Here is a 17,123-nt window from a genome sequence, read left to right on the forward strand (position 1 = left end):
TGTCAGTGTAGGGCCGCACTCCGACTCTTCGGTCACGCGCAGATCACGATCAGATAACTCGTGCGCGCCCGCAGGTCAGGGCCGACGTGTAGGCCGCGCCCCGGGACCGCTGTGCAGTCCCGAGGCGCGGCAGTCACCTCAGAGTCCGCGCCGCCGGGAGCGGGAGATGACGACTGCCGACGCTCCGGCGATGACCAGTGCGAGTGCGGCCGCCGCTCCCGTGAGGGCGTTGATGCCCGTCATGGCCAGGCTCCCGCCGGCCCGAGGGGGCTCGGAGCTCGCCGGAGCACCGCCCTGGGACGGGTCTCCGGCGCCGGGACCATCGGACGGCACCGCCGGGGCGGCCGAATCCGTCGGCTCAGCCGGATCTGCTGGATCTGTCGGCTCCGTCGGCTCGGCCGGTTCCGTCGGCTCGGCCGGTTCCGTCGGCTCGGCCGGTTCCGTCGGCTCGGCCGGTTCCGTCGGCTCGGCCGGTTCCGTCGGTTCCGTCGGTTCCGTCGGTTCCGTCGGTTCCGTCGGTTCCGTCGATCCTCCTGCGAACATGGTCTGCTCCACAGGGGTCACCGTCGCGTCGACGATCCTCGCGTCCCCGCCCTCGGCGAAGGCGAGCACCTGCTGCGAGTCGGTGTCGGGGAAGATCAGCTCGGTCAGCGTCCTGGTGCCGTCCTGCGCGAACACCTCGACGGAAGAACGGTCCACCCAGATGCTGAAGGAGACCGTGCCATCCTCCTCCGGCACGACCGGCGCCTCCACCTGGCCGGGGAACGACTCGTGGAAGTCGACCTCGCCCGAGCGGGACCGGTCCACGAACGCCTTGCCGCGCTCGGCGTCGTAGCCCACCAGGGTTCCCTGCGCACCGTCAGCGCTGGTGGACGGATCGGCCGTGAACCCGTCGGAGGCGCGCACCACGATCCCTGCACGGTCCGACGATCCCGGATCGAGACGCAGATCGATGCGGAGCATGTCCCCGCTGATCGTCTCGCCGTCGGCGCTGAGCGGAGCGGCCCCCTCTGCCACGGCGACATCGGCGACGCTCTGGCGCGATTCCTCCACGAGCGAGTCCTCGGCCTGCTGGACCGGAGCATGAACCAGCTCGATGCCGTGGTCGGTGCGGCTCAGCCCCACCTCACGCGGCAGCGTCATCGCCGAGACCCAGGGAGAGACCGGGACGTCACCGGCGTAGAGCCAGTTGTTCATCCAGCCCTGAGTGATTCGCTTGCCGTCAGGGGCATCGGAGTAGGAGACGGTCGCGTAGTAGTCGCTGCCCCAGTCCATCCACTGATAGTTCTCCAACGAGGAGGCGATCGGCGCGTCCGTGGCGACGAAGTGATCGACGAGGATGTGCCCCCACCCGCCGCTGCTGTTGTCGACGATGCGGAGCGAGGCCTGCTGGCCCTCGAACTCACCCACCTCCCAGTTGTGCCAGTCCAGGTTCTCGCTGTCGGAACCGGTGGCGGTGCGGACCACCTCGCCGTCGACGACGAGGTTCACCGTGGTCTCGTCACCCCGGGGCAGTGCGGCCTCGTCGCCCATGACGACGTGGTCGAGGGTCAGGTGGCCCCAGCCTCCCGTGGCCTCGTCGACCACGCGCAGCTGAGCGGTGCGGCCCTGCAGCTCGGAGAGGTCCCAGTGGCGCCAGTTCAGCGCGCCATCCTCGGGCCCGGTCTGACTCCGCACCACCTCGCCGTCGACCATGAGCTGCACCTCGAGGGTCTCGTCGGACGCCTCCGTACGCGCTCCCCCGCCCACCAGCATGTTCAGGTAGTCACCGTCGATCGTGAATTCGGGAGAGGTCAGCGTCCCGAGGTTGTCGTCGCCCTTGGGGCCGCCCTCCCAGGTGTTGATGCGCTTGTCGCCGAGGGCGTACTCGCCGCCCGCGGTGGACGGGCTGCCTGTGGCGGCGAGGTCGCCGCTGCCGGTCCAGCCCATGTCCGCGAGGGTGACTGCGCCGTCGGCCTCCTCGAAGCCGTTCCAGAGCGCGGTGCCCGCCGGCGGGTCGTTATCAGGCCGAGTGCCCTCCCGATGCGGATTGTTCCCTCCGCCGACGAGGAAGCCGAGATGTTCGCGCTCGATGGTGAACGGCTCGGATTCCATCGCGCCGACCGGCCCGTCGCCGCCGTGGAACGAGTTGACGAAGCCTCCCCCCTCGACACCGTTCACGGACTGCTGGCCGCTGACGGGCCCCTGTGCTGGCGCACTCCCGAAGGGGCCGCTCTCGGCCTGACCCTCTTCGTTCGCAACGTCCCATCCGGAGAAGTCCCCGTTCTCGAAGTCCCAGAGGACCTCGCCGTCCGGGGCAGGGATGTCATCCACGATGTTCTCTGCAGTGAAGGTGGTGCCATCGAAGTCGCCCACGAAGTACTGGCCGCCGCTGCCCCCGGCGACGGAGCCGGGGTTGAGGTTCACGATCATGACCCAGCGGGTCTCCTCGGGGTTCCCGTCCACCGGGAGCTCGAAGAGGTCCGGGCACTCCCAGATGCCGCCGACCGCATTGGCGGGCCCGAAGTCGGAGGCGAACTCCCAGTTCAGGAGATCATCCGACGTGTAGACGACGACCTGGTAGTCGGTCGCCTCGACCGCCACCATGACCCAGTGGGACTCTGCCGGGGTCGCCCCCTCGTACCAGAACACCTTCGGGTCGCGGAAGTTGCCCGAGTCGCGATCAGCGACGGGATTCCCCTCGTACTTCTCCCAGGTGAACCCTCCATCCGTGGAGAACGCGAGAGACTGCGCCTGCTTCCCGGCATGCTCAGGATGGCTGCCCGTATATGCACTGGTGTACAGCGCGATCAGCGGGTCCTCGTCGCCCGTGCCGAGCCCGCTGGTGTTGCCGTGATCCACCACCACGGACCCCGAGAAGATGTCCTCGATGCTGTTCCCGTCATCATCGAAGCTCTGCCCGATCGCGAGGGGCTGCTCGGTCCAGGTCATGAGATCGGGGCTGGTCGCATGCCCCCACGACATATTCCCCCAGACGCTCCCCTCGGGGTTGTACTGGTAATACAGGTGGTAGAGACCGTCGTGGAACACCATCCCGTTGGGGTCGTTCATCCAGTTCCGCTCGGGCGTGTAGTGGTAGCCCGGACGGTTCGGCTCGGAGCCGATCGTCTCCTCGGCGAAGCTGGGCGCCGCGCCCAGTCCGAGGATCAAGGTGGCAGCGGCGCCAGCGCACAGGAGGCGCAGGGCGCGAGGCGGAGCTGTGGTGTGGAGCATGAGTCGGTTCCCTCCATCGGGAGCAGCCAGGATGGCGTCGCAGCGTTCAGGTGCCGTGGACGACGTCGTCGTGACGGACTAGTTGACAACGTTGTCTATTTGATGCCGGCTGCACTCTACCGAACGTCCTGACGGGTGTCCACCACGTCACACCACGACGACTCCCGGATCCGAGACGGACCTGCAGCACCGTGCGACAGCGTGCCCCTGACGGCACCTGCGCAGGTCGGACCGGACAACTGCGATGCCTGACCGCGCGAGACCCCCTGCTCGAAGCAGCCGAGGAGCCATGCTCTATCGTCGTGAACCAGGGGGCCATCAGGCGCCCGGAAACGGACACACGTGCAGCCTTCCCAGAATGGCCATGGCGGATCGGTCACCGATGCCCCGCTCACCCTCGGACTGATCGGGGCCTCGCGCAAGCCGGACGAGCGCCGGGTGCCGGTGCATCCCGCGCATCTGAACCGCATTCCCGACCATCTGCGGCGCCGCATTCTGGTCGAGGAGGGATACGGACTCCCCTTCGGGATGTCCGACGCAGAGATCGCTGCGCTGGTGGGTCGCGTCGGCACCCGCGCCGAGGTGTTCGCCGCGGCCGACGTGCTGGTGCTGCCGAAGCCGCAGCATGAGGACGTGCGCGCCATGCGCGAGGGACAGATCCTCTGGGGCTGGCCGCACTGCGTGCAGGACCGTGAGATCACGCAGCTGGCGATCGACAAGCGCCTCACGCTGATCGCGTTCGAGGCGATGAACCACTGGGGCCCCGACGGCTCCTTCACGCTGCACGTGTTCCACGCGAACAACGAGCTGGCGGGCTACTGCTCGGTGCTGCACGCCCTGCAGCTGCGGGGCACGACGGGGAACTACGGACGGCGTCTCACCGCCACGGTGATCGGCTTCGGCGCCACGGCGCGGGGCGCGATCACGGCGCTGAGCGCCCACGGCATCTCCCAGGTGCGGGTGCTGACCAATCGTGCGGTCGCGGCGGTCGGCTCCCCGATCCACTCGGTGGACATCGTCCAGTTCGGTCACGAGGAGGGCCCGTACCTCAGCGAGGTCATCACCGACGACGGGGTGGTGCCCCTGGCCCCGTTCCTCGCCGAGAGCGACGTGGTGGTCAACTGCACCCTGCAGGATCCCAACGCCCCGCTGCTCTACCTGCGCGAGAGCGATCTGCCGAAGTTCCGGCCCGGGAGCCTGATCGTGGACGTCTCCTGCGATGAGGGGATGGGGTTCGCCTGGGCGCGCCCCACCACCTTCGAGGCACCGATGATCGAGCTGGACAACAACATCCACTACTACGCGGTGGACCACAGCCCCTCGTACCTGTGGAACTCCGCGAGCTGGGAGAACAGCTCCGCGCTGCTCCCCTTCGTCGAGACCGTCATGGCCGGGCCCGCGGCCTGGGCCGCCGAGTCCGTCATCGATCACGCCATCGAGATCCAGGACGGCGTGATCAGGAATCCTGCGATCCTCGAGTTCCAGGACCGCGAGAGCGAGTACCCCCACCGCTGAGCGGCGGGGCATCGCGTCGTCGCGCAGCGCTCAGCGAGGGCCCGCGGCCGACGCGCCTCTCAGCCGACGTGCGGCAGGGTCCACCGTGCACCTCGCCCCGCTCCCGGCCCGAGCACCCTGTTTCACCTGCTCCCTGCCACGACCTCGAGCCCGAGCCGCTGCGCCGCCTGCGCGAGCTCACGGTCGAAGGTCGCGAATCCGATCATCGCGTCCCCGTAGAGCAGGGCCGTGGAGAGGTGCAGTGCGTCCATGGCGCGCAGACCTGAGCCGAGCGAGAGGGCGTGGTCGATCACCTCGTCGTCGACCGCGTCGAGGCCGGTCCGGGCGAGGATCGCGTCGACATCGGCATGAGAACCGCCACGGCGATCCACTGTCGCGTGCAGCTCGACCTCGAGCAGCCGCGAGGAGAGCAGCTCCGTCGTTCCCGCGAAGAGGGCCTCGACCTCGACCACCCCCGGTTCTCGGCTGAGGAGCTTGTAGGCCGCCGAGGTGTCGAGGTAGATCATGCGCGGTCCCCGCGCATGTCCTCGATCATCTGCTCGGTGCTCCAGCCGTGGATAGGTGAGGCGACCGTCGGTATCCCGCTCTCGGTGGCGGGCCGCAGCGCACCGCTGGCGAGGCGCCGGGAGCGCCGATCAGACTCGACCCTGGTGATGCGGGCGATCTGGCGGCCACGGTCCGTCACGGTGACCTCCTCCCCCTCCTGCACCCGCGCGAGGACCCGGGCGGTCTGCTGGTTCAGCTCGGTGCGCGTCACGTCAGCCATGGGACCACGGTACGCCTAATACTAGTTCTAGTACAGATGCGATGTGGACGACGAGGGCGCGGGCTTCCTCTCCCCAGGGTCGCAGCACTGTGAAAGAGGAAGTGCAGCCGGTCGCCGCGCTCACCGCCGGGTGATCGCGAAGGCTCCTGCCGGTACGCTCCTGCGCCCGCGGTTCGCAGGGCCCACTCGCATTCCGTCGGCCCGGTACACGCTGCCCGTCTGCCCCGGCACGAGCGCCAGCTTCGCATCAGCCGACGCCACGTGCAGCGTCAGCGAATCTCCCCGCTCCACCGCGAGCTCCGCTGTGGTCACCGCCGGCAGCAGCATCAGCTCGTCGAGCTCGAGCCTCCCCTCGGCGATGACCTCGATGGCCACAGCGCCCGCCGGGATCGGGACGTCGAGCCGCACGGGCCTGAGCACCCCGTCCCACTCGGTCACGCCCGGATCCCCGGCACCGCCCAGCTCGAGCGTGCCCAGCACTGTCCGTGCTCCGGCCGCGTCGATCGCACTCCAGTGCGCCACACCCGCGTCCTCGGCGAGCCGGTGGATCAGCGGATGCGCCGTCGCACCTCCCGCGGAGACTGCGGCGAGCGCCTCGGCATCCAGCGTGAAGCGCACTGTGCCGCCGTCACCGGCGAGCACAGAGGATCCGCGCCAGTTCGACTCCCCCGTCCACGCGCTCTCCGGCGTCACGACCGCGGCGTCGCCGCTGAGCTGCGCCGACTCGGCCGGGAGCCACTGCATGCCGTGCACCTCGGGCGTGCCGTTGAGGCTCCGCGCGGTCCGCGCGAGGTCCCGGTCCTGGTCCAGCGCGATCATCGCCAGCAGGGCGTGGATCGTGGACTCCGCGCCGGAGTTGCGGTTGAGGCGCCCGTCGGGCTCGATCCCGTCGACGGTCACGCCGGTGGCCGGATCGTAGACGGGCTCTCCCGCCGGGTTCGCGCCGAAGAACCAGCCGGCGACGAGTGCGGCCAGCTCCCGCAGGCCCTCGCCACCGGTGACATCGGCCGTGCGCAGCAGGGACTCGATGCGGCTCTGGACGCCGTAGGCGATCTGCGACTCCCCGGGTACGGGTGACCAGGCGTTGTGCGGGCCGCCGGAGGTGAGCAGCTGCGGGGTGAACACGCCCACGTCGGCCACCGCAGCATCGAGCCCGCGGCCCGTGACCGCGGAGGCGACGGCGAGCGCGGCCGGGGCGAGGCCGCCCCAGGCGTGCCAGAGGCTCTGCGAGCCGGTCCACGGCATGATCGCACCGAAGGGCCAGACGCCCACGGCGCCGGAGGGCATCGCCTCAATACCCTCGGCGTAGCGGTCCAGGGCCTGGGCGACGCGCTCGTCGTCGGGTCGCACCGTGAGGGCTGCGGCGAGCCCGAGCACGGCCTCGCCGGTCGCGTCGGCACCACCGGCGATCACCCAGCCGGGCACGGGGACCCCGTCGGCCGAATCCCACTGCCCGTATCTGCCCAGCGAGGCGCGCTCGAGCGCGGTCAGCGCCAGGTGCAGACGCTCGACCAGGAACGCGGTGAAGTCAGGGTCGACCGCGGCGAACACGGCGATGCTCTCTCCGAGCGCCCAGACGGTGCGGGCCAGCCAGTAGGACTCGTCGGAATCCGAGGGGTCGAGCAGCTCGATGGGGATCGCGCTGCGGTTCAGGGCGCCGTCGGGCTGCATCCACAGCACCACGTTGCCGGCGTTCTGCCCGGAGGTGACCTGGAGGTAGGTGAGGGTGCGCAGCAGCTCCCGGGCGGTCGCCAGATCGGCGTTGTCCCTGAATGCGGAGTGGGCGCGCAGGAACACGATGGCGGTGCGGGAGATGTCGTCGGCGTTGTAGGCGCCCTGGGACCAGTGGCCGGTGGCGGCGTCGAGATCTCCGCCGCCGATGCGGGTGAAGGTGCCGTCCTCTGCGCGGTCGGCGTAGGTCCACACGGCGGTGGCGCGCGGCCTCTCCTCGGCCTGGTAGGTGGTGTGACCGGCGGTGATCGTGCCGCAGCAGATCGACGGGACGTGGTGGATGTACTTCGGCGAGGGCGGGATCTACTGGGCCACCAGCGACGATCTGATCCACTGGACCCCCGGTACCACGGACGACTCTCCGATGTACCTCCCCACCCCCGGCACCTTCGACGAGGCGCTGGTGGAGATCGGCACCTCCCCCGTCCTCACCGACGACGGCCTGCTGCTGATGCTCACCAACGGCGCCACCCGCGAGGTCCACGAGGACGGCACCGTGGACGTCGACTACCGCTGCGGCCCGATCCTCATCGACCCCGCCGCGCCCACCACGGTCATGGCCAGACTGCAGGAGCCCTGGCTGCGCCCCCAGACCTACGAGGACACCCACGGGCTGATCTCCAATGTCACCTTCGTCGAAGGACTCGTGAAGTTCCGCGGGAAGTGGTTCGCGTACTACGGGCAGTCCGATACGACGCTGGCTGTGGCCGTGGCGGATCCGGCGGACGGGTTCGGGGTGGGGCTGCGCGCGGACGGGTGAGGTGAGCCTCCTCATTGCCCCTTGAGGGCGGCGTAGGCCGCGAGCGCTTCCCGTCGCGAGGCCTTCAGATCGACGATCGGCGCCACCCGTTCCGCGGACTCGTCGTCCACCTCGGGCACCCACCGGCGCACGTACTCGCCCTGGGGGTCGAACCGCTCCTGCTGGCGCTCGGGGTTGAAGACGCGGAAGTACGGGGCGGCGTCGTCGCCCGTGCCGGCGACCCATTGCCAGTTGAACGGGTTCGAGGCGTCGTCGGCGTCGACGAGGGTGTCCCAGAACCATTCCTCGCCGAGCCGCCAGTGCAGGCGCAGATTCTTGGTGAGGAAGGAGGCGACGACCAGCCGCACCGGGTTGTGCATCCAGCCGATCGCCCACAGCTCCCGCATCCCCGCGTCGACCAGGTCGATGCCGGTGCGCCCCTGCTGCCAGGCCCGCAGAGCGTCATCGTCCTCGCGCCACTCGAAAGCGTCGAACTGGGGCCGGACGTTCTGGGTCGCGAGGTCGGGCAGGTGGAAGAGCCGGTGCCAGGCGAACTCGCGCCACAGCAGCTCGGAGCGGAAAGTCTCCGGGCCCGTTCCGCGCCCCGCGGACAGGCTGTGGTGCCAGACCTCGTGAGGAGAGACCTCGCCGAAGCGGAGGTGCGGCGAGAGGCTCGAGGTGCCCGCAGTGCCCGGCCGCTCCCGATCCTCGGCATACCCGGTCAGCAGGTCCCCGAGCTGCGCGAGCCGCTCCCGAGCTCCCGCCTCGCCGGGGGTCCAGTTCTCGCGCAGCCCGCCGGCCCAGTCGGGCGCCGTCGGGAGCCATCCGCGACCGGACAGCTCCTGCTCGAAGGTCTCCGTGCGCAACCAGCTGCGCACCTCGTGGCCGCCGGCACGGACCTGCTCCTGGGCGCCGGCGAGATGATCGGGCAGGCCGTGCGGTTCACGCGGCGGCCTGCTCTCCCGGCATGCGCGGGCGAACGGGGAGTAGACCTTGTACGGTCCGCCGCTCTGGGTGGTGATCGTCCATGGCTCGTGCAGCAGGTAGCCGTCGAAGCTCTCCACGCGGACATCCCGCCTGCGCAGAGACGCCTTCAGCCGCGCATCCATGGCCCGCTTGGGTTCGTGATAGCGGCGGTTCCAGAGCACCGCGGTCGCGTGCACCTCCTCGACCAATGCCGGGATCTGCTCTTCGGGATCCCCGCGGAGCAGGACCAGCGGCACCCCGTGCTCGCGCAGGGCCGCGGCCAGGGCGCTCAGCGAGTGGTGCAGCCACCAGCGCGCCGCGCCGCCCAGCGGGCGCACGCCGCTGATCTCCTCGTCGATGTGCACCGCGAGGACCTCACCATCGGCCGCGGCGGCATGGAGGGCCGGATTGTCGTGAAGGCGGAGGTCATCCCGGATCCACCAGATGCTGGTCATCTGTCCCTGCTCTCGTTGGCGGTGGCGGGCCCCGGCCCGTGGGGCCCGGCCCCTGTGGCGTGCGGCGGCCGGTCCCGGACGACCTCACGCACGTACGTAGCCTAGCTAAGCAAGCTCTTACCGTGCACACGGGCGAGGTCTCGCTCTCCTGCGTCACACCGGGCGCGGGCGAGCCGTCCCCCGATCCGCTGCGCGTGCTCGATACCCTCGCGGAATGGCTACCCGTCGACGCTCCAGCACCCGTCGGCGAGGCGGCTCCTCCCGGAGGAAGGGCACCCGCCAGGTGATGCGGGAGCTGCCGTTCGTCGGCCCCGGCGAGCGCACCTGGGTGCTGGACGTCCCCTACGGCACCCAGGTCGAGGGCGCCGCCTGGCATCCCGCCGTCAAGATGCACCTGTACACGGGGCGCACGCTCCCCGCGCACCTCGCGCCTTACGCTCCCGCTCCGCACACCCTCGGGCGATTCCTCGAGAACACCCTGAACCCCGAGGATCCGACGCCGAACCCCGAGCCGGCCGAGGACCTCGAGCCCCGCCAGAACCAGTACGAGGCGGCCGACGCGATCGCGGCACGCGCCGCAGCCGGTGGGCGACAGTTCCTGCTGGCCGACGAACCGGGCGTCGGCAAGACGATCTCCGCCGTGCTCGGAGCCAGTGCAGTGGGCGACCTCCGCGGAGCGCAGCGCGTGCTCGTGGTCGCCGACAGGCCCGCCGCGATCACCATCGGGCACTGGTGCCGCACCATCACCGCGCTCGGCGACAGCGGCCTGGAATGGGTCGTGATCACCTGGGACCGCCTGGAGAAGGTCACCGACCACAGCTGGGACGTGATCATCGCGGACGAAGCCCACGCGCTGCGCCGCACCACCACGAAGCGGTGGAAGCTCTGGGCACAGATCGCCGGCCACAAGCAGCCGCACGAGCAGGCGCCGTTCGTCATCGCGACGACCGCGACCCCCGGACACACCCCGCTCGAGCTGCCCTACCTCGCTCCCGCCTACGCGCAGGCGCACAACGAGCCGATGAAGGACTGGATCACGGCGACCCAGCCCGCCGCTACCTTCACCACCGCGCTCGAACGCCACGGGGTCGGGGTGGAGAAGGGTCGCTACGGCGCATCCTGGACCACAGACCCAGCCCGCCGAGCCTCGGATCTGGCGCTGGTGCGCGGCTGGCTCGAGGACGCGCAGCCAGCTGCCATGCTGCACCGCGCGGCGCCGTGGGGGCCGGTGCCGATCTCCGGGATGCCCGTGACGCTCACACCCACGGAACGCGCGGCATACGAGGCTGAATGGGGAGAGTTCTGCCGCGAGATGGACATCGCCCGGCGCGGGCGCAACACGGCCAAGGGCAGAGCGGCGCTGCTGCGCTTCCGTCAGAAAGCCGGGCTGATCCGCGTGGACTCCACGGTCGCGTGGATCGCCCAGCAGGTCGAGGCCGAGCGGCAGGTGGCGTGCTCGGTCGAGTTCGTCGGCACCGCCGCCGACCCGATCGCCGAACGGCTGCGGGACTCCGGCCTCGAGGTCGCCACGATCTACGGCCAGGGCCGCTTCGACGCAGAGGCCGAGCGGCTCCGCTTCCAGACCGGGCAGGCGAAGGTCTGCGTGTTCACCACCGTCGCCTCGATCAGCCTGCACGCCGGCGAGACCCTCGAAGGAAGTCGCCAGGCGAGCACCGAGCCGCGCGTCGGGGTCTTCCACCAGGCACGGTTCTCCGGCATCGCGGGCCGGCAGGTCACCGGCCGCACGCACCGCGACCAGCAGGTCTCGCCCTGGCATATCGCCTACGCCGAGAACACCGTCGAGGAGCAGGTCAGCAAGGTGATGGTGGAGCGGATCGCCGCTGCCTCCGACACCGTGGGAGGCGACACCGCCGGTCTCGAGGGCGTCGCCCAGCTGCTGGGGGCCGACTGGCTGCCGGCTCAGAGCTTGACAGAGGGCGGGTCCTGAGAGCCATCCGGACTGATATCCGGTGTCATCTCATCGCCGCCACGCCTTGGAAGCCGACCCCGGTCGGTGCTGCCGACGATAGCGTCAGGTTGGGCGCGGGTGCCCCTGGCGTGCGGGTCCTCAGACCAGCAGCCGCAGCAGCAGCAATGGAATGCGCACCACGAAGCTCAGCACCAGCCCGATCACGTCACCGAGCTCCAGCACTCCGGTCAGCACCTCGCCCGTAGCGGACCGATCCCGCAGGTCGTGCCGTCTGCGGCGACGTCGGCTCATGGGTGCTCCATTCCTCGCAGCGCCGCGGCGCCACCTTCAACAGTGTCCCGTGGGGCTCATCCTACGCAGAGGCCAGGAAACGTCGCGGGAAAACACGAGCCGCCCAAGCGCCCCTAACCCTCAAGTCATCGGGCGTCCGGTCCCGCGGCCCATCAACCCCGAAGTGAGAGATGACCGCGACCCGCGACTCCACCTACCACCTCAGCGACTCACCAGGGGCTGGGCTTGTAATCCTTCACGAAGCAGCCGTAGATGTCCTCGCCGGCCTCGCCGCGCACGATCGGGTCGTAGACGCGGGCTGCGCCGTCCACGAGGTCCAGCGGAGCGTGCCAGCCCTCGGCGGCGATGCGCAGCTTGTCCTGGTGGGGGCGCTCGTCGGTGATCCAGCCGGTGTCCACGGCGGTCATCAGGATGCGGTCGGTCTCGAACGCCTCGCCTGCGCTGGTGCGGGTGAGCATGTTCAGCGCGGCCTTGGCCATGTTCGTGTGCGGGTGGCCGGCGCCCTTGTAGCGGCGGGAGAACTGGCCCTCCATCGCCGAGACGTTCACGATGTAGGCGCGGCGCGCCCCGGCCTGCACTGCGGCACGCATCGAGGCGCGCAGCCTGCTGATCAGCAGGAAGGGGGCGGTCTCGTTGCACAGCTGCACCTCGAGCATCTCGAGCGCGTCGACCTGGTCCACCGTCTGCGTCCAGGAGTTGTTGGTCTGCATATCCGGGAGCAGGCCGCCGGCGTCGACCGCGGTGCCCGCGAGGTGCTCCTGCAGGCTCGCCTTGCCGGCGCGCAGCGCGAGCGCCGTCATCGAGGCGGCGGTCTGCGCGGCGCGAGCATGCTCGAGCGATTCCCCGTCATGCTGCGGGACCGCGTCATTCTGCAGAACCCCGGCGATCGCGGCGGGATGCGCCTGGGAGATGCGGTCGAACGCCGACATCTCCGGCAGCGCGAGGTCGGTGGGCAGCGGGGCGTCCTCCGCCTCGACCAGCGCCGAGTAGGCGCTCGGGGAGCGGCGCACCGTCTGCGCGGCGTTGTTGATGAGGATGTCCAGCGGGCCCGCGGCGGCGACATCGTCGGCGAGCGCGATCACCTGGGTGGGGTCGCGCAGGTCGATCCCGACGATCTTCAGCCGGTCGATCCAGTCCGCAGCATCCTCCATCTGGGCGAAGCGCCGCGCCGCATCCTTGGGGAAGCGGGTGGTGATGGTGGTGTGCGCACCGTCGCGCAGCAGGCGCAGCGCGATGTACATGCCGATCTTGGAGCGGCCGCCGGTGAGCAGTGCCCGCTTGCCGGTGAGGTCCGTGCGCTGGTCCCGCTTGGCGTGCGACATCGCTGCGCAGTCCGGGCACAGCCAGTGATAGAACGCATCGACCAGGGTGTAGTCGTTCTTGCAGATGTAGCAGCCGCGGGACTTGTTCAGCTCTCCCGCGAAGGCGCCCTGCGCGCTCGAGACCAGCGGAATCCCCTTGGTCTCGTCGTCGATGCGCAGCGGGGAGCCGGTCGCGGTCGCGGCGATCACGGCGCGGTCCGCCTTGCGCTGGGCCCAGGTCTTCTCTCCGCGACGGGACTTCGCGAGCTTCTTCTCGAAGTTGCGGGAGGCGCGTTTGATTGCGACGAGATCCGCGTTGTCATCGGGCATGGCTGGGGCGTGCCGGAGCACGCGCAGAGCGGTGGCGATGTCCTCCGCGGTCAGCTCGGGGCTCTCGCGGCGGTCATTCAGCGGAGAGTCGGGGGTAGAAGCAGAGGAGCCAGGCACCAATCGAGTCTATGACGACCGGGCCTGCGGGCCGACGGGGCGTTGGTCACGTGCGGTCACCGCAGAACTCGCACAAACGGCCCCGAGCCATAATCCCCATAGCCCCCTGTCCCCTTAGGCTCGCTGCCATGACATCGACGTCCCTGATCACCGGCGCCAGCTCCGGCCTCGGCACCGAATACGCCCGCCAGCTCGCCCGCCGCGGCGACCACCTCGTCCTCGTCGCCCGCGACCAGGCCAGGCTCGAGGAGCTGGCGGACGAGCTCACCCGAGCAGGCGCGGCAGAGGTCGAAGTGCTCAGCGCGGACCTCTCCTCCCCCAACGGCGTCGCCGCTGTCGTGGGCCGCCTGTCCGACCCCGCACGTCCCATGGAGACGCTGATCAACAGCGCCGGGTTCGGGCTCCCACTCGCCTTCGAGAAGAACGACATCGAGGATGAGGTGCGCCATCTCCGCCTCCACGACGAGGTGCCCATGCGTCTCATGCATGCTGTGCTGCCGGGCATGCTGGAGCGCCGCTCTGGCACGATCCTCAACATCGCCTCGGTCTCGGCCGTGACCCCGCGCTCCACCTACGGCGCGGCCAAGGCCTGGCTGGTGATGTTCTCCCGCTGGGCGAACAGCCGGTACCGCTCACGCGGCGTCACGGTGACCGCCGTGTGCCCCGGCTACACCCACACCGACTTCCATACCCGGCTGGGCCTCGCGAAGGGCAAGGAAGGCATCTCGAACTGGATGTGGCTCGAGGCCCCGCGTGTGGTCGAGGAGTCGCTGCGGGACGTGGCCCGGGGGAAGGCCGTGTCCGTGCCGAGCAAGCGGTACAAGGCGCTCTACACGGTGGCGCGGCTGGCGCCGACGGGCCTGGTCGCGAGAGTGGCGGCGCGAGGGCGCTGAGCGGTCCATGAAATCGGCGCTCGCCCACGGTCCTGCTGCCCCCTCACTGGGCAGCCTCTCAGCCGGTGATCTCCCGCGTCAGCGTCACGAGGCCCGGCCCGTCATACCCCGGCCAGCCGTGCACCACGTCGGTCCACTCCTGCGGGATCTCCTCGGCGCCGGTCCAGGTCCCCAGCAGCGAGCCGGCGATCGCGGCTATGGTGTCGGTGTCGTCGCCGAGCGCGACGGCTGCGGCGATGCCCGCACGGAAGGTCTCCGTCGGCCCGTCGGCCGTGGCCGCCTGCTCCACCGCGTGCAGGGCGGCGTAGAGCGCGGTGACGGTGAACCCGTTGGGAGACAGGGACGCTGGAGCGCCCGAGCGCCAGGTCCCGTCGGCGAGCGCCACCCACGTCTCGCGGTGCTCTGCCGGGAGCAGTTCGATGCCGTCCTCCGGCCGGCCATGCACGGCGTCCACGACGGAGCGCCGGATCGCTTCGCACCACAGCACGCAGGAGTCTCCGGCCAGCGGGTCCGCGTGGGTGAGCTCGGCGATGGCTCGTGCGGCGCGGGCGGTGCGCTCGGGATCGTCCGGGAAGGCGAGAGCCACGGGGGCGGTGCGCATCAGTGCGCCGTTGCCGGCGGTCCGGCCGGAGCGGGCGTGCAGCTCCGCGGCGACGGAGGTCATCCGCTGAGCGAGGCCCGGGCCGCCGCCGTCTCTGAGCATTGCGCTGAGCACCTGGCGAGTCTGGGTTCCCACGTCGCTCGCACCGCCCTGCAGCCAGTCCAGGAAGCCCTGGGCGATCGCGTCGAGCCCCTCGGGAGAGTCGATCGGGACCTCGGACGCGGCGACGTGGGCGATGCACAGCGCCATCTGGGTGTCGTCGGACCACTCCCCCGGCGTGTACGGGCCGAGCCCGCCGCCGATCATCTGCGGACCCTTGCACGGGTCGTAGGGGGCCGAGGCGAACTCGTAGGGGACGCCGGCGGCGTCCCCGCAGGCAAGGCCCAGCAGGGCTCCGGCGGCGCGGTCAGCAGCGGTGGTGGTGGTCGTCATGAGGGAACGGTAGCGCGGGGGTGCGACGATCCGACCGTCCTTCACGCCGGTCGGCGCCCAGGCTCAGCGACCGGAGCTGCCGGTGGCCTGCGCGGAGACGGCGATCGGCGCCGCGTCCCGGCCACCCAGCACGATCTCGACGCCATCCTCCGGCCAGTCGAAGCCGACGGGCAGATCCGCCGCAGCAACTTGCAGCGTCCCCGCCTCCCCCGACACGAACACATGACACTGCCCGTCCTGCTCCACTGCACGCGCCCACTGGGCTCCGGGGATCTCCAGCTCGCCGAGCCCGCGCGCACCGGACAGCACCGCCTTGTGCTCGGCCATGAACTCTCCGAGTGTCTCGAGCACCTGGACCTGCAGCTCAGGCAGTGACCCGTCGGCCCGGGGCCCGAGGTTCAGCAGCACCCGGCCACCGCGGGAGACGGCGTCGACCACATGCCGTACCGCCTGCGCGCCGCTGATGTACTGGGCGGCGTCCTCGACCTGGTTGTAGCCGAAGCTCAGTCCGATGCCGCGGCAGTTCTCCCAAGCCTGGCCCTCCGGGATCTCCCCCGACTGGTATTCGGTGGTCATGAAGTCGTGGTGCGCACCGGAGAAGCGGTCGTTGATCAGCCCTTCGGGGCGTTCGCGGTAGAAGTGCTCGAGCAGCTCGCCGAGGCCGCCCGGGCCGAAGTGCAGGTTCTGGTCCGGCCAGCCGATGTCGTTCCAGAACACGTCCGGGCCGTAGCGGTCGATGAGGTCGCGCACCTGGGCGCTGCAGTACTTCCCGTAGTCGTCATCGCGCGGCCGTTTCGAGCCCTCCACCTCGTGGAGCTCGACCAGGGGTGGCGTCGGCCGCTCGTGCCAGTCCAGTCCGCCGGAGTAGTAGACCCCGAAGTGCATCCCGGCCGCGGTGGTGGCCTCGGCGATCTCGCCGACGAAGTCTCGGCGGGGCCCGCGCTGCACGGTGTTGCGGTCGCCGGTGCCGGGGGCGGCCCACAGGGTGATCCCGTCATGATGCTTGGTGGTCAGCACGACGTAGTCCGCGCCAGCACGAGCGAAGAGGTCGCTCCAGGCGGACGGGTCGAAGGCGCCCACCTGCCACTGGTCGAGGAAGTCGTCGTAGGGCGCTCCGCCGTGGACCCGCCGGTGATGCTCGGCCGCCGGGGAGCCCTCGATGCGGAGGGTATTGAAGTACCACTCGGCGTAGGGGTTGTGCGTGAGCCGGTCGGCAGCGTCGTCGGCCGCACCGAGCTCAGCGGTGGGCTCCGCCCAGGCGGGCACGGAGTACGCGCCCCAGTGGAGGAAGATCCCCAGCGGGGCATCGCGGAACCAATCGGGCAGTCGCTGCGGGAGTGCGTTCCAGCGTGCGGCGTCATCCATGGTGGTCTCTAGGTCGTCTTCGTCGGTCGGTATGGCCTGGAGAGTACTCAGTCCGCGCTATTCACGGTCCGGAGCATCTGCAGGGCCGCAGTACCGAGGCGCAGCAGCCCTGCCACCAGGAATCCCGCACGGGGTAATCGAGCGAAAGGACATCGATGCTCCGTTATGTGTCGGCGTAGTGCGTTGCCCAGGGTCCCACGGCCGGCGCGCCTGCTCGATCCCTCAACGCAGATCTCCATCATCAACCTCCACTCAGCGCTATGCGATCAGAATCCCGGGCATTCGGCAGAAGCAGTACGAAACGGTCTGCACCGTTGCGCAGCTGGCACCAACGGGGCTCTTCCCAGATGAGGGTGTAGGTCGGCCGGGCGCGTCGGTCCGCAGATAGACGTCGAGGTCTCCCGACGATGGAGGTTCCTACGCCATCCATCCGAAAGACCTCGACGTGTCCGACGCTACCCCGCCGGCCGGCTTCGGC

Annotated in this window: 13 protein-coding genes; 4 read left to right on the plus strand and 9 right to left on the minus strand. The window is 70.2% G+C overall.

Going from position 1 to position 17,123, the window contains the following annotated elements:
• Positions 1-138: 138 nt before the first annotated feature.
• Entirely contained in the window at positions 139-3,213 is a 3,075-nt protein-coding gene (locus ACT3T9_RS09030; RefSeq protein WP_444606384.1) for a GH32 C-terminal domain-containing protein, read from the minus strand.
• Between the two features lie 342 nt (positions 3,214-3,555).
• On the opposite strand from ACT3T9_RS09030, the gene ACT3T9_RS09035 reads away from it, so the two are divergent.
• Complete coding sequence (locus ACT3T9_RS09035; RefSeq protein ID WP_444606385.1) at positions 3,556-4,728, plus strand: N(5)-(carboxyethyl)ornithine synthase; 1,173 nt, start codon at positions 3,556-3,558, stop codon at positions 4,726-4,728.
• A 122-nt stretch (positions 4,729-4,850) separates the two neighbouring features.
• On the opposite strand, the gene ACT3T9_RS09040 is transcribed toward ACT3T9_RS09035, so the two are convergent.
• The 3 genes from ACT3T9_RS09040 to ACT3T9_RS09050 all read right to left on the minus strand — a co-directional run bounded on the left by ACT3T9_RS09040 (position 4,851) and on the right by ACT3T9_RS09050 (position 7,420).
• Positions 4,851-5,234 carry a type II toxin-antitoxin system VapC family toxin gene (locus ACT3T9_RS09040; RefSeq protein ID WP_441445234.1) on the minus strand — a complete coding sequence of 128 codons (384 nt, stop codon included), beginning with the start codon at positions 5,232-5,234 and terminating at the stop codon, positions 4,851-4,853.
• The gene (locus ACT3T9_RS09045; RefSeq protein ID WP_299305800.1) at positions 5,231-5,494 is read right to left on the minus strand and encodes a type II toxin-antitoxin system Phd/YefM family antitoxin; all 264 of its coding nucleotides are present in this window, start codon (positions 5,492-5,494) and stop codon (positions 5,231-5,233) included. The genes ACT3T9_RS09040 and ACT3T9_RS09045 overlap by 4 nt, the downstream gene beginning before the upstream one ends.
• Positions 5,495-5,614: 120 nt before the next feature.
• Positions 5,615-7,420 (minus strand): hypothetical protein, encoded by a 1,806-nt coding sequence (locus ACT3T9_RS09050; RefSeq protein WP_444606386.1) that lies wholly within the window; start codon positions 7,418-7,420, stop codon positions 5,615-5,617.
• A gap of 49 nt (positions 7,421-7,469) precedes the next feature.
• Here ACT3T9_RS09050 and ACT3T9_RS09055 point away from each other — a divergent pair, with 49 nt between their 5' ends.
• Positions 7,470-7,985, plus strand: coding sequence for a glycoside hydrolase family 130 protein (locus tag ACT3T9_RS09055; RefSeq protein WP_444606387.1), 516 nt, complete (start codon positions 7,470-7,472; stop codon positions 7,983-7,985).
• A gap of 11 nt (positions 7,986-7,996) precedes the next feature.
• On the opposite strand, the gene ACT3T9_RS09060 is transcribed toward ACT3T9_RS09055, so the two are convergent.
• On the minus strand, positions 7,997-9,385 hold the full coding sequence (locus tag ACT3T9_RS09060) for a cryptochrome/photolyase family protein (protein ID WP_444606388.1): 1,389 nt from the start codon (positions 9,383-9,385) through the stop codon (positions 7,997-7,999).
• Between the two features lie 214 nt (positions 9,386-9,599).
• On the opposite strand from ACT3T9_RS09060, the gene ACT3T9_RS09065 reads away from it, so the two are divergent.
• Positions 9,600-11,333, plus strand: a complete 1,734-nt coding sequence (locus tag ACT3T9_RS09065) for a helicase (RefSeq protein WP_444606389.1) — start codon at positions 9,600-9,602, stop codon at positions 11,331-11,333.
• Between the two features lie 120 nt (positions 11,334-11,453).
• On the opposite strand, the gene ACT3T9_RS09070 is transcribed toward ACT3T9_RS09065, so the two are convergent.
• Complete coding sequence (locus ACT3T9_RS09070; RefSeq protein ID WP_444592446.1) at positions 11,454-11,606, minus strand: hypothetical protein; 153 nt, start codon at positions 11,604-11,606, stop codon at positions 11,454-11,456.
• Between the two features lie 209 nt (positions 11,607-11,815).
• Positions 11,816-13,237, minus strand: a complete 1,422-nt coding sequence (locus tag ACT3T9_RS09075) for an SDR family NAD(P)-dependent oxidoreductase (RefSeq protein WP_444592456.1) — start codon at positions 13,235-13,237, stop codon at positions 11,816-11,818.
• Positions 13,238-13,482: 245 nt separating this feature from the next.
• Here ACT3T9_RS09075 and ACT3T9_RS09080 point away from each other — a divergent pair, with 245 nt between their 5' ends.
• Positions 13,483-14,247: an SDR family NAD(P)-dependent oxidoreductase gene (locus tag ACT3T9_RS09080; protein WP_444592445.1), complete on the plus strand. Its 765-nt coding sequence runs from the start codon at positions 13,483-13,485 to the stop codon at positions 14,245-14,247.
• Between the two features lie 58 nt (positions 14,248-14,305).
• Here ACT3T9_RS09080 and ACT3T9_RS09085 read toward each other — a convergent pair whose 3' ends face one another.
• Both ACT3T9_RS09085 and ACT3T9_RS09090 read right to left on the minus strand, forming a co-directional pair.
• A complete protein-coding gene (locus ACT3T9_RS09085; RefSeq protein ID WP_444606390.1) occupies positions 14,306-15,280 on the minus strand; it encodes an ADP-ribosylglycohydrolase family protein in 975 nt (324 codons plus the stop codon).
• 63 nt (positions 15,281-15,343) lie between these two features.
• Positions 15,344-16,645 carry an alpha-L-fucosidase gene (locus tag ACT3T9_RS09090; protein ID WP_444606391.1) on the minus strand — a complete coding sequence of 434 codons (1,302 nt, stop codon included), beginning with the start codon at positions 16,643-16,645 and terminating at the stop codon, positions 15,344-15,346.
• Between the last annotated feature and the right edge of the window lie 478 nt (positions 16,646-17,123).

The sequence above is a fragment of the Brachybacterium sp. AOP29-B2-41 genome, assembly GCF_052378395.1.
In the GTDB taxonomy this organism is placed as follows: Bacteria; Actinomycetota; Actinomycetes; order Actinomycetales; family Dermabacteraceae; genus Brachybacterium.

Coding starts and splice junctions, on each gene's coding strand:
- ACT3T9_RS09065 (WP_444606389.1), top strand. CDS start 9,600: ATGGCTACCCGTCGACGCTCCAGCACCCGTCGGCGAGGCGGCTCCTCC.
- ACT3T9_RS09040 (WP_441445234.1), bottom strand. CDS start 5,234: ATGATCTACCTCGACACCTCGGCGGCCTACAAGCTCCTCAGCCGAGAA.
- ACT3T9_RS09080 (WP_444592445.1), top strand. CDS start 13,483: ATGACATCGACGTCCCTGATCACCGGCGCCAGCTCCGGCCTCGGCACC.
- ACT3T9_RS09075 (WP_444592456.1), bottom strand. CDS start 13,237: ATGCCCGATGACAACGCGGATCTCGTCGCAATCAAACGCGCCTCCCGC.
- ACT3T9_RS09090 (WP_444606391.1), bottom strand. CDS start 16,645: ATGGATGACGCCGCACGCTGGAACGCACTCCCGCAGCGACTGCCCGAT.
- ACT3T9_RS09085 (WP_444606390.1), bottom strand. CDS start 15,280: ATGACGACCACCACCACCGCTGCTGACCGCGCCGCCGGAGCCCTGCTG.
- ACT3T9_RS09060 (WP_444606388.1), bottom strand. CDS start 9,385: ATGACCAGCATCTGGTGGATCCGGGATGACCTCCGCCTTCACGACAAT.
- ACT3T9_RS09030 (WP_444606384.1), bottom strand. CDS start 3,213: ATGCTCCACACCACAGCTCCGCCTCGCGCCCTGCGCCTCCTGTGCGCT.
- ACT3T9_RS09045 (WP_299305800.1), bottom strand. CDS start 5,494: ATGGCTGACGTGACGCGCACCGAGCTGAACCAGCAGACCGCCCGGGTC.
- ACT3T9_RS09070 (WP_444592446.1), bottom strand. CDS start 11,606: ATGAGCCGACGTCGCCGCAGACGGCACGACCTGCGGGATCGGTCCGCT.